At 63.4% G+C, this 15,157-nt stretch carries 12 protein-coding genes; all 12 read left to right on the forward strand.

All coding sequences use genetic code 11. From position 1 onward, the window contains the following. Positions 1 to 140 precede the first annotated feature (140 nt). The 12 genes from UC34_RS04280 to UC34_RS04335 all read left to right on the forward strand — a co-directional run bounded on the left by UC34_RS04280 (position 141) and on the right by UC34_RS04335 (position 15,145). The gene (locus tag UC34_RS04280; protein ID WP_044454184.1) at positions 141 to 764 is read left to right on the forward strand and encodes a ubiquinone biosynthesis accessory factor UbiJ; all 624 of its coding nucleotides are present in this window, start codon (positions 141 to 143) and stop codon (positions 762 to 764) included. Between the two features lie 3 nt (positions 765 to 767). Continuing rightward, a complete protein-coding gene (gene ubiB / locus UC34_RS04285) occupies positions 768 to 2,327 on the forward strand; it encodes a ubiquinone biosynthesis regulatory protein kinase UbiB (RefSeq protein ID WP_044454186.1) in 1,560 nt (519 codons plus the stop codon). A gap of 50 nt (positions 2,328 to 2,377) precedes the next feature. Further along, complete coding sequence (locus UC34_RS04290; RefSeq protein ID WP_084070967.1) at positions 2,378 to 3,037, forward strand: methyltransferase domain-containing protein; 660 nt, start codon at positions 2,378 to 2,380, stop codon at positions 3,035 to 3,037. Between the two features lie 464 nt (positions 3,038 to 3,501). Next, positions 3,502 to 4,947: a high affinity choline transporter 1 gene (locus tag UC34_RS04295; RefSeq protein WP_044454188.1), complete on the forward strand. Its 1,446-nt coding sequence runs from the start codon at positions 3,502 to 3,504 to the stop codon at positions 4,945 to 4,947. A 130-nt stretch (positions 4,948 to 5,077) separates the two neighbouring features. Next, positions 5,078 to 5,404, forward strand: a complete 327-nt coding sequence (locus UC34_RS04300; RefSeq protein WP_044454190.1) for an FmdB family zinc ribbon protein — start codon at positions 5,078 to 5,080, stop codon at positions 5,402 to 5,404. 217 nt (positions 5,405 to 5,621) lie between these two features. Continuing rightward, a complete protein-coding gene (locus tag UC34_RS04305; RefSeq protein WP_044454192.1) occupies positions 5,622 to 6,266 on the forward strand; it encodes a DUF502 domain-containing protein in 645 nt (214 codons plus the stop codon). Positions 6,267 to 6,313: 47 nt separating this feature from the next. Then, on the forward strand, positions 6,314 to 8,116 hold the full coding sequence (gene aspS / locus UC34_RS04310) for an aspartate--tRNA ligase (protein ID WP_044454193.1): 1,803 nt from the start codon (positions 6,314 to 6,316) through the stop codon (positions 8,114 to 8,116). Between the two features lie 255 nt (positions 8,117 to 8,371). Further along, positions 8,372 to 8,836 (forward strand): dihydroneopterin triphosphate diphosphatase, encoded by a 465-nt coding sequence (gene nudB, locus UC34_RS04315; protein ID WP_044457736.1) that lies wholly within the window; start codon positions 8,372 to 8,374, stop codon positions 8,834 to 8,836. 62 nt (positions 8,837 to 8,898) lie between these two features. After that, positions 8,899 to 10,056, forward strand: coding sequence for a cardiolipin synthase ClsB (gene clsB / locus UC34_RS04320; protein WP_044454195.1), 1,158 nt, complete (start codon positions 8,899 to 8,901; stop codon positions 10,054 to 10,056). Positions 10,057 to 10,253: 197 nt separating this feature from the next. After that, positions 10,254 to 10,847: a TetR/AcrR family transcriptional regulator gene (locus tag UC34_RS04325; RefSeq protein WP_044454197.1), complete on the forward strand. Its 594-nt coding sequence runs from the start codon at positions 10,254 to 10,256 to the stop codon at positions 10,845 to 10,847. Positions 10,848 to 10,895: 48 nt separating this feature from the next. Next, the gene (locus UC34_RS04330; protein WP_044454199.1) at positions 10,896 to 12,683 is read left to right on the forward strand and encodes an acyl-CoA dehydrogenase C-terminal domain-containing protein; all 1,788 of its coding nucleotides are present in this window, start codon (positions 10,896 to 10,898) and stop codon (positions 12,681 to 12,683) included. A 77-nt stretch (positions 12,684 to 12,760) separates the two neighbouring features. Further along, positions 12,761 to 15,145, forward strand: coding sequence for a 3-hydroxyacyl-CoA dehydrogenase/enoyl-CoA hydratase family protein (locus UC34_RS04335; protein ID WP_044457737.1), 2,385 nt, complete (start codon positions 12,761 to 12,763; stop codon positions 15,143 to 15,145). Positions 15,146 to 15,157: the final 12 nt, after the last annotated feature.

The raw sequence follows: 15,157 nt of genomic DNA on the forward strand, positions 1-15,157 counted from the left end.
GACGTTTTTGCCGTAACCTGCCTTACAATGAGAGCCCGCGCACCGAAGCGCGGGCTCTTTTGTTTTTGCCGTCCGAAGATCGTTGCCGGACGGCGTCTTTCGGTGCGACCGGTGTTCAGCGCCGGTCGGCCGCCTAGCTCATGACCGTAGCCGCCAAAGCCTTTGCCGCCACCGTGAACCATCTGCTCGCCCGCGAACCGTGGGCACGCGAGCGCCTGCGCCATCACATCGGTGCGTCCGCCCGGTTGGCCATGTCCGCAATCGACCTGCGCCTGCGCGTGGGCGACGACGGCTATCTCGCCGCCGCCGAAGCCAATTTCCCCTGCGATGTCAGTATTTCGGTGCCCCCGGCGGCGCTGGCGGACTTCGCGGGTGGCGGACAAGCCGCCGTGATGCGCCACGTCAAGATCGAGGGCGACGCCGAGTTTGCCAACACGGTGTCGTATCTTGCCCAGCATCTGCGCTGGGAGGCCGCCGAAGACCTCAGCAAGGTGATTGGCGACGCTGCCGCGCACCGCGTGACCGAGACCGGCAAGGCCGCCGTGGCCGGCGCACGGCGCACGGGGGGCACGCTGGCGCGTTCGCTGGCCGATTATCTGGTTGAAGAGAATCCCATGCTCGTGGCGCGACCGCGACTCGATGCGATGCGCACGGATATCGGTACCTTGCGCGATGACCTCGCGCGGCTGGAAAAGCGCATCGAGAAGCTGGAACGTCAGACGGGGACTGCCGTTGCGGCACCTCGCACTCACGGAGGCCGTTGACCGATGCGTCTTCTGCGTCTCATCAAGATTGTCTTCGTCTGTTACCGGTATGGTCTCGACGAACTGGTGCTCTCAAGCATTCCCCATCCCTTCACGCGGGCGCTCTTGCGTGTGCTCACCATCGGGCGCAGCGGCCTGAAGGCGCCGCGTGGCGAACGCCTGCGTCTGGCGCTCGAATCGCTCGGGCCGATCTTCGTGAAGTTCGGGCAGGTGCTTTCCACGCGCCGCGACCTGATGCCGCCCGACATCGCGCTGGAACTCGCGCGTTTGCAGGATCAGGTGCCGCCGTTCGATCCGCAGGTGGCGCATGCGAGCATCGAAAAGTCGCTGGGGCGTCCGCTCGAAGAAGTGTTTGTGGAGTTCGAGCGCATTCCGGTGGCCAGCGCGTCGATTGCGCAGGTGCACTTTGCCAGGATTCGCGAGGGGGAGCATGCGGGCAAGGACGTCGCCGTGAAGGTGCTGCGCCCGAACATGCTTGGTGTCATCGACAGCGATCTGGCGCTCATGCGCGATCTGGCCGGCTGGGTCGAACGCCTGTGGCCGGACGGCAAGCGACTCAAGCCGCGCGAAGTCGTTGCCGAATTCGACAAGTACCTGCACGACGAGCTCGACCTGATGCGCGAAGCCGCCAACGCCGCGCAGCTTCGCCGCAACTTCATCGACTCCGGCATGCTGATGGTGCCCGAGATCTATTGGGAGTTCAGTTCCAGTTCGGTGCTCGTGATGGAGCGCATGTACGGCGTGCCGATCAGCCAGATCGACGTGCTGCGCGAGGCGGGCGTGGATCTGAAGAAGCTCGCGCGCGAAGGCGTCGAGATCTTCTTCACGCAGTTCCTGCGCGACGGCTTCTTCCACGCGGATATGCATCCGGGCAACATTCTGGTCAGCCTCGACCCCGCCACGTTCGGCCGCTACATTGCGCTCGATTGCGGCATCGTAGGCGCCCTGTCCGAGTTCGACAAGAATTACCTGGCGCAAAACTTCCTTGCGTTCTTCCGTCGCGACTACCACCGGGTGGCGTCGCTGCATCTGGAGTCGGGCTGGGTGCCGCCCGATACGCGTGTGGAGGAACTCGAAGGGGCGATTCGCGCGGTGTGCGAGCCGTATTTCGACCGTCCCCTCAAGGAAATTTCGCTTGGGCTGGTGCTGATGCGTCTGTTCCAGACGTCGCGCCGCTTCAATGTCGAAATTCAGCCGCAACTCGTGTTGTTGCAGAAAACGCTGCTTAATATCGAGGGATTGGGGCGACAGCTCGATCCGGATCTGGATCTGTGGAAGACCGCCAAGCCGTTCCTCGAGCGCTGGATGGCCGAGCAGATCGGGCCGCGTGGCTGGCTGGAGCGCCTGAAGGCCGAGGTGCCGCAATGGAGCAAGACAATGCCGCAGTTGCCGCGTCTGATCCATCAGGCGCTAGCCGTCCACGCGCGTCCACAGGACGACACGCTGCTGCTGGCGTTGCTGCACGAGCAGCGCCGCACCAATCGGTTGCTCACGGGCGCGTTTTGCCTTGTCGGCGGCATTGCCATTGGCGTGCTGACGGCATTCGTGTGGCTGTATAGCTGATCCGCATTTTTCGAACGGGGCGAGTGGTGAACCTTCGCAGACATCGAGCCGTGCCGCACGCACCGCATGTACCGCGTGAGGACGATGCGCCGGGGCAGGGCGGGGCGCCCGCCGTGCCGTCGTTCGCGCATCGCGATTCGTCGCAAGCCGCGTTCTGGGACGAACGCTTCGCCAAGGCCTTCACGCCATGGGATGCGGCCGGCGTGCCCGCCGCCCTGCGCACTTTCGTGGCCGCCGAGGGCGCGCCGCGTGCCACGCTGATCCCCGGCTGCGGCGCGGCGTACGAGGCTGCATGGCTCGATGCGCAAGGCTGGCCGGTGCGCGCCATCGATTTCTCGCCGATGGCGGTCGCGTCGGCCAAAGCGCAGTTGGGGCCGCGCGCCTCGCTCGTCGAACAGGCCGATTTCTTCACCTACGCACCGCCTTTCACGCTCGACCTGATCTACGAGCGTGCATTTCTCTGCGCGCTGCCGCGCGACCTCTGGCAGGACTACGGTCGTCGCATGGCGCAGCTCCTGCCGTCGGGTGGCCGTCTGGTCGGGTTCTTCTTTCTCAAAGAGACGCAAAAGGGACCGCCGTTCGGCACCGCCCCGGATGCGCTCGACGCGCTGCTGGCGTCGGACTTCGTCTGCGAGGATGCCCGGCGCGTCGACGATTCCGTGCCCGTGTTCGCCGGCGCCGAGCACTGGATGGTCTGGCGGCGTCGCTGAGTTCGCGCTGGCGCGGCGTGCTTTCACGAGCACGTTCAGGAGCGCCTTCAGGAGCACCTTCAGGGGCGCCTTCAGGGGCACCTTCAGGCGTCGGTTCAGGCTCGATGCAGTACATACGCAACGACTGGGGGCTGACGCCATTTGCGCGCAACGTTCGCATAGCCGTCGCGTATTTCCCGATATTTGCCACGAATCTTCAGTGGATTTGTGATTTTTTCCCCGCCCGTCTTCTGCGCCGCTATAATCGGCCCAAAATTTTTCGCCAGGTGGCAAGAACGGGCGTCCCCGAGCGCTGAATCGCATCAGCCCCGTCATGCACGACCTGATTTTCTGTTGCCCGGAAGGCTGCGGCCCAAGGCTAGGTTTCGTTGGCTTGCGCGGCGGCTTCATGCGGCCGAATCACGTCCGCCATTGACGATTCCCGGCCCGCGACCACCGCCCTGGGGCTTGGCTGGGGCCGCGTTATGCTGATCTGGTTTGTCATTCTGTATTGGGTCATTTCGGTGGCCATCGGGCTGTTGGCCGCCCTCAAGGTCCGCAATACCAAGGATTTCACTGTCGCCGGCCGCCGTCTGCCCTACGGCATGGTCGTGGCGGTCGTGTTCGCCACCTGGTTCGGCTCGGAAGCGGTGCTCGGCATTCCGGCCACGTTCATCGGCGAAGGCCTTCGCGGCGTGGTGGCCGACCCGTTCGGCTCGTCGATGTGTCTGGTTCTCGTAGGCATGTTCTTCGCCCGCAAGCTGTATCGCATGAACCTCATGACGATCGGCGACTTCTACAAGCTCAAGTACAACCGCACCGTCGAGGTCGTGACGTCGATCGCCATCGTGATCTCGTACCTCGGCTGGGTTGGCGCGCAGATCAAGGCGCTCGGTCTCGTGTTCCACACCGTGTCGGGCGGCGCCATGTCGGAGCCTACGGGCATGATCATCGGCGCGGTCTCGGTGCTCGCCTACACGTTGCTTGGCGGCATGATCTCGGTGGCCGTGACCGACTTCATCCAGATGATCATCATCGTGGTGGGGCTGGTGTACATCGCCGTAGTCGTGTCGGGCATGGTGCCCGGCGGGGCGGAAGCCGTGATCGCCCATGCGGCGGAAGCCGGCAAGTTCGTGTTCCTGCCCGAGATGAATCCGGCGGACGTGCTGGCGTTCATTGCGGCGGGCGTGACCATGATGTTCGGTTCGATCCCGCAGCAGGACGTGTTCCAGCGCGTAATGTCGTCCAAATCGGAGAACATTGCCGTCTCCGGTTCGGTCACGGGCGGGGTGCTGTACTTCTTCTTCACGTTCATCCCGATTTTCCTCGCCTACTCGGCGCTGCTCATCGCGCCGTCGATGGTGCAGAAGTACATCGGCACCGATCCGCAGCAGATCCTGCCCCAGTTGGTGCTCACCAGCGTGCCGATCGTCGCGCAGGTCATGTTCTTCGGGGCGCTGCTCTCGGCCATCAAGAGCTGCGCATCGGCCACGCTGCTGGCGCCGTCGGTGACGTTTGCCGAGAACATCATTCGCCCGATGCTCAAGGGGCGCATCGACGACAAGCATCTGCTGCGCCTGATGCGTATGGTCGTGCTGTGTTTCACGGCGCTGGTGCTTGTGTACGCCCTGAACTCGAAGGCATCGATCTTCCAGATGGTCGAGAGCGCCTATAAGGTCACGCTGGTGTGCTGCTTCGTGCCGCTGGCTTTCGGCCTGTACTGGAAGCGTTCGAGTTCGCTGGGCGGCACGCTGGCCGTGTTCCTCGGCCTGATCGTGTGGATTGCCTGCGAAGCCTGGGCGCCCCAGGCGCTGGTGCCGCCGCAACTCGCCGGTTTGCTGGCGTCGATTGCGGGGATGGTCGTCGGCTCGCTGCTGCAACCGGCCGGCGAACGCGGTCAACCGCCCGAGCAGCGGGTCTCTACGATCTGAAGCGGGCGGGGGCTGGCGTCGGCCTTGATCTTGAACGACGCAGACCCCATATATCACCGCACAAATCCCGAAAGCCTTGTGAAGCGGTTATAATTCAAGGCTTTGCGCGCCTTTTTCCGTCGAAAGAATCATGCCTATCTACGCCTATCGTTGCGAAACATGCGGTTTCGCGAAAGATGTGCTGCAAAAAATGAGCGATGACCCGCTCTCCCAGTGCCCGGAATGCGGCAAGGACACGTTTCGCAAGCAGGTGACTGCGGCCGGGTTCCAGCTCAAGGGTTCGGGCTGGTATGTGACCGATTTCCGGGGCGGTTCGGGTGGCACGAGCGCACCGGCGTCCGGTGCGGCGGCATCGTCTGCCCCGGCGGCGTCCGGTGAGAGCGCTTCGGCATCGGGCGCCAGCGAGTCGTCGAGCGCCCCCGCTGCGAGCTGCGGCGGCGGTTGCGCCTGTCACTGAGCCCACGCCACACGGAATGGAACGGTATCGAGCGGTATCGAGCGGTATCTGGCGGCGGTTTGCCGCATCGACCGGACCGTACCGAGCCGTACCGAATTGCAGGACCCGACATGCCGGGCTCGATGCCCGACATGTCATCAGTAACCGATAGTATTCAGTAGCACTTTCACGTTTTGCCCCGCTGACCCAGTCGCCGCCCACATTCGCGAGTCCTGCCATGAGCGTCAAAAAACCGGCGTTGAAGACGATTTTCCTTACCGGCCTGCTGGTGCTGGTGCCCCTGGCCATCACGCTCTGGGTGCTGGGCCTGATCATCGGAACGATGGATCAGACCCTGTTGCTGCTGCCCGACGAATGGCAGCCGTCGCGCCTGCTCGGCATGCGCGTGCCGGGCTTCGGCGTGGTGGTCACGCTCGCGTTCGTGTTCGTGGTCGGGCTTCTGGCGCATAATTTCATCGGTCAGAAGCTGGTCGGCTGGTGGGAAGCCATTCTGACGCGCATTCCCATCGTTGGACCCTTGTACGGTAGCGTCAAGCAGGTCTCCGACACCTTGCTCTCGAGCAGCGGCAACGCATTTCGCAAGGCGTTGCTCGTGCGTTATCCGCACGGGGAATCCTGGACCATCGCCTTCCTGACCGGCGCGCCGGGTGGCGATGTGGTCAATCACTTGCAGGGCGAGTACGTGAGCGTCTATGTCCCGACGACGCCGAACCCGACGTCAGGTTTCTTCCTGATGATGAAGGCGAGCGACGTCATCGAACTCGACATGACGGTCGATGCCGCACTGAAGTACATCGTATCGATGGGCGTGGTGGCGCCCGCCCACAACCCGCGCCAGCAACGTCCCGGCCCGCTCCTGTGAGCCACCGGGATCTGTCGACGCCATTTTTTGAAAATCGGAACAGCAAAATGTCCATGCGTACCTCCTACTGCGGTCTGGTGACCGAGCAACAACTGGGCCAAACGGTCAAGCTTTGTGGCTGGGTCAATCGCCGCCGTGATCACGGCGGGGTCATCTTCATCGACCTGCGCGATCGCGAGGGTCTGGTGCAGGTCGTGTGCGATCCGGACCGTGCAGAGATGTTCAAGGCCGCCGAAGGCCTGCGCAACGAGTTCTGCGTGCAGATCACGGGCCTCGTGCGCAGCCGTCCGGCCGGCACCGAGAACGCCAATCTGACGAGCGGCAAGATCGAAGTGCTGTGCCACGAGCTCCAGGTGCTCAACCCGTCGGTCACGCCCCCGTTCCAGCTCGACGACGAAAACCTCTCGGAAACCACGCGCCTCACGCATCGCGTGCTGGACCTGCGTCGTCCGCAGATGCAATACAACCTGCGCCTGCGTTACAAGGTGGCGATGGAAGTGCGCAAGTATCTCGACGCGCAAGGCTTCATCGACATCGAAACGCCGATGCTCACGAAGAGCACCCCGGAAGGCGCACGCGACTACCTGGTGCCCTCGCGCGTGAACGCCGGCATGTTCTTTGCGCTGCCGCAATCGCCGCAGCTGTTCAAGCAGTTGCTGATGGTGGCAGGCTTCGATCGCTACTACCAGATCACCAAGTGCTTCCGCGACGAAGACCTGCGCGCCGACCGCCAGCCGGAATTCACGCAGATCGACTGCGAAACCTCGTTCCTCTCGGAGCAGGAAATTCGCGATCTGTTCGAGAACATGGTGCGTCACGTGTTCAAGCAAGCCATCAACGTCGATCTCGACGCCAAGGTGCCGGTCATGGAATACGCCGAAGCCATGCGCCGTTTCGGCTCGGACAAGCCTGACCTGCGCGTGAAGCTCGAATTCACCGAGCTGACCGACGTGATGGCCGACGTGGACTTCAAGGTGTTCTCGGTGCCGGCTACGACCGAAGGCGGGCGTGTGGTGGCTCTGCGCGTGCCGGGCGGTGCGGAGATCTCGCGCAGCGAAATCGATGCTTACACGGACTTCGTGAAGATCTATGGCGCGAAGGGCCTGGCCTGGATCAAGGTCAATGAAGTGGCCAAGGGGCGCGACGGTCTGCAAAGCCCGATCGTGAAGAACCTGCACGACGCGGCCATCGCCTCGATCCTCGAGCGCACCGGCGCGCAAGACGGCGACATCATTTTCTTCGGTGCGGACAAGGCCAAGGTCGTCAACGACGGTATCGGCGCGCTGCGTCTGAAGATCGGTCACTCGGAATTCGGCAAGACCCATGGTCTGTTCGAAGCCGGCTGGCGCCCGCTGTGGGTTGTGGACTTCCCGATGTTCGAGTACGACGAGGAAGATGCCCGCTGGGTGGCTTGCCACCATCCGTTCACGAGCCCGAAGGACGAGCACATCGATTACCTCGAGACCGATCCGGGCAAGTGCCTGGCAAAGGCCTACGACATGGTGCTCAACGGCTGGGAAATCGGCGGCGGTTCGGTCCGTATCTTCCAGGAAGAGGTGCAGAGCAAGGTATTCCGTGCGCTCAAGCTGGGTGAGGAAGAAGCCCGTGCGAAGTTCGGCTTCCTGCTCGACGCGCTGCAATACGGTGCGCCCCCGCACGGCGGTATCGCGTTCGGCCTGGACCGCGTCATCACCATGATGGCCGGCGCCGATTCGATCCGCGACGTGATCGCCTTCCCGAAGACGCAACGTGCGCAGGATCTGCTCACGCAAGCGCCGTCGCCGGTGGACGAGCGTCAACTGCGCGACCTGCATATCCGTCTGCGTCAGGCCGAAGCGCCGAAGGCGTAAGTCTGTCGGACGTGCGCGCGCCGGGGCCGGTCCCGGCGTCGCACATCGAAAGCCGGATGAAACCCCCTCTGCCGTGTGCGGCGAGGGGGTTTTGTTTTTCGGGACGATCTCGGCGGGCGAATGAAGCGCCGGACCCGGCGGCGCGCCGGGAGGTGGGCGATCCATGTGTCGCAACGTGGCGCATGCCCTATACAATGCATCATCGTTGCCTTTGCTGCTGTCGACGTCATTGCCGTCATGAACCCGGTCACCTGCATGAAGCCTTTCAAGATCCCCGAATCCGTGCTCGTCGTGATCTACACGCCGGCCCTCGACGTACTGCTCATCGAGCGTGCCGACGCCGGGAATTTCTGGCAGTCGGTCACCGGGAGCAAAGACCGGCTCGACGAGCCGCTGGTCGAGACGGCCGCGCGCGAGGTTTTCGAAGAGACCGGGATTCGCGTGGCGAACGGCACGCCCGTGCCCGAAGCGTCGCTCACCGATTGGCATCATCAGATTCAATACAACATCTATGCGCGATGGGCACATCGCTATGCGCCCGGCGTCACGCGCAATACGGAGCACTGGTTCGGCCTGTGCGTGCCGGAAAATACGGTCGTGACGCTCTCGCCGCGCGAGCATGTCAATCACGTCTGGCTACCCTGGCAGGAAGCGGCGGCGCGGTGTTTTTCGCCTTCGAATGGCGATGCCATCCGGCAGTTGCCTTTGCGGGTTCGCTAGATATTCATCAGGTATCCATCAGGTATCCATCAGGCATCCATCAGGTATCCAAACCGGCGTCGATGAGCAAGTACCTGCCGTTTTCACACGACAACCAGCTCACGCTGCTCTATCTCGGTGAGAACTACTTCACCGCGCTCGTCGACGCCATCGACAAGGCCACGCATGACGTGGCGCTCGAGACGTACATCTTCGAAGCGGACGAGGCCGGCGAGAACGTATCCGCCGCATTGAGGCGCGCGGCCGAGCGAGGCGTCAGGGTGCGGGTCATCACGGACGGTGTCGGCACGAGCCGGCGTCTGCCCTACATCGAAGGGTGGCACGAGAGCGGCGTGATGCATCGCGTCTACAACCCGCATCTGTTCGGCAAGTTCGGCTTTTCCCGCACGCATCGCAAGATTGCCATCGTCGATCACGAGGTGGCGTTCGTAGGCGGCATCAACGTCATCGACGACTACCACGGCGGCGGTGGCGTGCGTATGGACGATCCGCGCTGGGATTTTGCGGTGCAATGCCGCGGGCCTGTCGTTGCCGAGGTCGTGATGGCCTTTCACATCCAGTGGCAACGTCTTGCACCCGGTTACCTCGGCACACCGTTTCGTCATCGGCGGCATGGACGACGTGGGCGTTTGCACGCCCCGTATGCCGGTCAGGCGGCCTTCGTCGCGCGTGACAATCTCCATAATCGTCGAGCGGTCGAGAAAGCGTATCTGATGGCGCTGGGACGCGCGCGTCACGAAGTCTGGCTCGCGAATCCGTATTTCGTGCCCGGACGTCGGCTGCGACGGGCGCTCACGCAGGCGGCCAGGCGCGGCGTGGCGGTGCATCTGCTCATCGGACGCAAAGAATTCCGTCTGCTCGATACGGCCGTGCCCTGGCTATACGCGAAGCTGCTCGCCGCGGGGATGCGCATTGGCGAGTACGACATGCGGCAACTGCACGGCAAGGTGGCCGTGGTCGACGACGTCTGGGCGACGATCGGGTCGTCGAATCTCGACGCGCTATCCCTGTTCCTGAATCACGAGGCGAACGTGGTCGTGCTCGACGATCCTGTCGTCATCGAACTGCGCGACCACATCCGGGCGGCCTTTGCGCAGGCGCGTCAGATCGACCCGGCCCGATATGGCGAGCGCTCGCGCTGGCGGCGTTTGCGGCAGTGGGCGGCGTATCGCGCCTATCGTCTCGTGATGAAGGTGCTCACCCGCGGCAAGTACGACTGACGCGTCCTTCTCAGGCGGTTTCGCGTCGTTTCCCCGACGTTTGCATGCAGGTTGGGCGCTCGCCCGTCCTCAATACCGATTAGGTATTCCGGTCTAATAAATTCCTTGTTACCCCATGGGCGTTTCCCAATAATAGGACGGCCGTTCGATTTTTTGGTTAGCATCGAAGAACGGATAACCAAAGCGATGCAGAACATATGCGAAAGGGTGAACAGACACGAGCCGCGATCCTGAACGCCGCGCTGGAACTGGCGGGGCGCGACGGGCTTGAGGGGCTGACGATCGGCTTGCTGGCCGATCGCATGCAAATGAGCAAAAGCGGCGTCTTCGCGCACTTCGGATCGCGCGAGGATTTGCAGATCGAAGTGCTGATGGAGTACCACCGGCGTTTCGAAGAGGAAGTGTTCGCTCCCAGCATGGAAGCGCCGCGCGGCCTGCCGCGACTCAGAGCGCTGGTGGATCGCTGGATGGACAAGCGTATTCGCGAAGTCACGACGGGCTGCATCTATATCAGCGGCGCCGTCGAGTACGACGATCGCGCGGCCAGTCCGGTGCGCGAAGCCTTGGTAAGGAGTGTGCGGCTGTGGCGATCGGCCCTGCTGCGCGCCATTACGCAAGCGAAGGAGGAGGGACATCTGCGTGCGGATACCGATCCGCGTCTGATGCTCTTCGAAATGTACAGCCTGACACTCGGTCTGCATCACGATGCGCGCTTCCTGCGGGAGCCTGGCGCCGTCGACGTGACCCGGGTGGCACTGGAAAAACTGATTTCGTCTTATCAGCGCGGGTAAGGCGCGAGCCGTCCGCGATTCGATTCGATTTGTTCGGAGGAGTAGGTCATGGGACAGTACAACGCGCCGCTGCGCGACATGCAATTCGTGATGCACGAACTGCTGGGCGTGGAAAACGAATTGAAGGCGATGCCGAAGCACGCGGACATCGATGCCGACACCATCAACCAGGTGCTGGAAGAAGCCGGCAAGTTTTGTAGCGAAGTGGTGTTCCCGCTCAATCAGGTGGGCGACCGCGAAGGCTGCAAATACGAAGGCGACGGTGTCGTGACCACCCCGACCGGCTTCAAGGAAGCCTATCGGCAATACGTCGAAGCCGGCTGGCCGTCACTGGCCTGCGATCCGGAATTCGGTGGTCAGGGCCTGCCGCAGGTCGTGAACAACGCGCTGTACGAAATGCTGAACTCGGCCAACCAGGCATGGACGATGTACCCCGGCCTGTCGCATGGCGCCTACGAGTGTCTGCACGCGCACGGCACTCCCGAACAACAGGCCACCTATCTGCCGAAAATCGTGTCGGGCGAATGGACCGGCACGATGTGCCTGACCGAGCCGCACTGCGGCACCGATCTGGGCATGCTGCGCACGAAGGCCGAGCCCAACGGCGACGGTTCCTACGCCATCTCCGGCACCAAGATCTTCATCTCGGCGGGCGAGCATGACATGGCCGCCAACATCGTTCACCTCGTGCTGGCCCGCCTGCCGGACGCCCCCCCGGGGACCAAGGGTATCTCGCTGTTCGTGGTGCCGAAGTTCGTTCCCGACGCCAACGGCGCACCGGGCGAGCGCAACGGTATCAAGTGCGGCTCCATCGAACACAAGATGGGTATCCACGGCAATGCCACCTGCGTGATGAATCTCGATGGCGCGAAGGGCTGGCTCGTCGGCGAACCGAACAAGGGCCTGAACGCCATGTTCGTGATGATGAACGCCGCGCGTCAGGGCGTTGGCATGCAAGGCATGGGCCTGACCGAAGTCGCATATCAGAACTCGCTGGTGTACGCGAAGGAACGTCTCCAGATGCGCTCGCTCACGGGGCCGAAGGCACCGGACAAGCCGGCCGATCCGATCATCGTCCACCCGGACGTGCGCCGCATGCTGCTCACGCAAAAGGCCTATGTGGAAGGCGGTCGCGCTTTCTCGTACTGGACGGCGCTGCACATCGACAAGGAGTTGTCGCATGGCGACGAGGCCGAGCGCAAGGAAGCGGCCGATCTGGTCGCGCTGCTCACGCCGATCATCAAGGCGTTCCTCACGGACAACGCTTTCGAGTGCACGAACCACGCCATGCAGATCTACGGCGGCCACGGTTTCATCTCCGAGTGGGGCATGGAACAGTACGTGCGCGACGCCCGTATCAACATGATCTACGAGGGCACCAACTCGATTCAGGCGCTCGATCTGCTCGGACGCAAGGTGCTCGGCGACATGGGCGCGAAGCTCAAGAAGTTCGGCAAGCTTGTGCAGGACTTCGTCGAGGCCGAAGGCACGAAGGAAGAGATGCAGGAGTTCATCAACCCGCTCGCGGACATCGGTGACAAGGTCCAGAAGCTGACGATGGAAATCGGCATGAAGGCGATGGCCAATCCGGACGAAGTGGGCGCCGCATCCGTGCCGTACCAGCGCGTGGTCGGTCACCTCGTGTTCGCCTACTTCTGGGCGCGCATGGCGCGCATCGCGCTCGACAAGCAGGACAGCGGCGACAAGTTCTACGCGTCGAAGCTCGCCACGGCGCGCTTCTATTTCGCCAAGTTGCTGCCGGAGACCGCGTCGCAAATCCGCATGGCCCGTGCCGGTGCGAAGACGCTGATGGAAGTCGACGTCGACCTGTTCTGAGAGCGGAGGAGATCACTGTGAGCCAAACCAACAAACCCCTGGTCGTACGCAAGGTCGCCGTGCTCGGCGCCGGCGTGATGGGCGCGCAGATCGCTGCGCACCTCGTCAATGCGAAAGTGCCCGTCGTGCTGTTCGATCTGCCGGCCAAGGAAGGCCCGAAAAACGGCATCGTCACGCGTGCCATCGAGAGCCTGAAGAAGCTGAGTCCTGCGCCGTTCGCCGACAAAGCCGACGCGCAGTACATCGAAGCGGCAAACTACGAAGACGACCTCGAGAAGCTCGCCGGCTGCGACGTGGTGATCGAAGCGATCGCCGAGCGCATGGACTGGAAGCACGACCTGTACAAGAAGGTCGCGCCGCATCTGGCCAAGCATGCGATTTTCGCATCGAACACGTCCGGCCTGTCGATCACCGAACTCTCCGAAGGCTTCGACGCCGATCTGAAGTCGCGCTTTTGCGGGGTGCACTTCTTCAACCCGCCGCGCTACATGCATCTGGTCGAGCTGATCCCGACCGCGACGACCGAGCCGGCCATCCTCGATCAACTCGAAACGTTCCTCACGTCCACGCTCGGCAAGGGTGTCGTGCGCGCGAAGGACACGCCGAACTTCATCGCCAACCGGGTTGGCGTGTTCTCGATTCTGGCGGTGTTCGCCGAAGCGCAGAAGTACGGCATTCCGTTCGACGTTGTCGACGATCTGACGGGCAGCAAGCTCGGTCGCGCCAAGTCGGCCACGTTCCGCACGGCCGACGTGGTCGGTCTGGACACGATGGCGCACGTCATCAAGACGATGCAGGACGGCCTGAAGGACGATCCGTTCGCACCGACCTACGCCACGCCGCCCGTGCTCAAGGCGCTGGTGGAGAAGGGCGCGCTGGGGCAGAAGACGGGCGCGGGTTTCTACAAGAAGGAAGGCAAGGTCATCAAGGTGCTCGACCCGCGCTCGGGCGAGTACGTCGAGTCGGGCAAGAAGGCCGACGAAATGGTGGTGCGCATTCTGAAGAAGGCGCCGGCCGAGCGTCTGCGTTTGCTGCGCGAATCGACCAACCCGCAGGCTCAGTTCCTATGGGCGGTGTTCCGTGACGTGTTCCATTACATCGGCGTGTATCTGGAGCAGATTGCCGACAACGCCCGCGAAGTGGACTTCGCGATCCGTTGGGGCTTCGGCTGGACGACGGGGCCGTTCGAAGACTGGCAGGCCGCCGGCTGGAAGGACATTGCCCAGTGGGTGCAGGAAGACATCGACGCGGGCAAGGCGCTGTCGAGCGCACCGCTGCCCAAGTGGGTCACGAGCGGCAAGGTGGCCGATGCGGGCGGTGTGCACACGGCGCAAGGGTCGTACAACCCGGCCAGGGATACGTTCGTGCCGCGCAGCACGCTGCCGGTCTATGAGCGTCAGGTATTCCCGGCCTCGCTCGTGGGCGACGCCAGCGCCGATCCGCGCAAGTTCGGCAAGACCATCGAAGAGAACGATGCCGTGCGTCTGTGGGTCGACGAGACCCCGGGCCAGGACGACGTCCTCATCGTCTCGTTCAAGACGAAGATGAACACCATCGGGCCGGACGTCATCGACGGTCTGACCCGCGCCATCGATCTGGCGGAGCAGCAGTATCGCGGCGTGGTCGTGTGGCAGCCGACCTCGCTCAAGCTCGGCGCACCGGGCGGGCCGTTCTCGGCGGGCGCCGATTTGGAAGCGGCCATGCCCGCGTTCATGATGGGCGGCGCCAAGGGCATCGAACCGTTCATCAAGAAATTCCAGGACGGCATGATGCGCGTGAAATACGCGCAAGTGCCGGTGGTCAGCGCCGTGTCCGGCATTGCGCTGGGCGGCGGCTGCGAACTACTGCTGCATAGCGCCAAGCGTGTGGCGGCGCTCGAGAGCTACATCGGGCTCGTGGAAGTCGGCGTCGGGCTCGTGCCGGGCGGCGGCGGTCTGAAGGAAGCGGCGATCCGTGCCGCCGAAGCGGCCACCGCAGCAGGTAGCGTCCAGTATCTTCAGTTCGTGACGAAGTCGTTCACCAACGCCGCGATGGCGAAGGTCTCCGGCTCGGCCATCGACGCCCGCGACATGGGCTATCTGAAGCCGTCGGACACCATCGTCTACAACGTGCATGAGTTGCTGTCGGTCGCGCGCAACGAGGCGCGTGCCTTGTCGCTCGCCGGTTATCGTCCGCCGCTCAAGCCGGCCGGCATTCCGGTGGCGGGCCGCTCGGGCGTGTCGACGATCAAGGCCTCGCTGGTGAACATGCGCGACGGCAACTTCATCTCCGCGCACGATTTCCTGATCGCCTCGCGCATTGCCGAAGCCGTGTGCGGCGGCGACGTGGAAGCGGGCAGCCTCGTGAACGAAGAGTGGCTGCTGGCGCTCGAGCGTCGCGCCTTCATCGAACTGCTGGGCACGTCGAAGACCCAGGAACGCATCATGGGCATGCTGCAAACCGGCAAGCCGGTGCGCAACTAAGCCGATCGGAGA

Source organism: Pandoraea vervacti (genome assembly GCF_000934605.2).
In the GTDB taxonomy this organism is placed as follows: domain Bacteria; phylum Pseudomonadota; class Gammaproteobacteria; order Burkholderiales; family Burkholderiaceae; genus Pandoraea; species Pandoraea vervacti.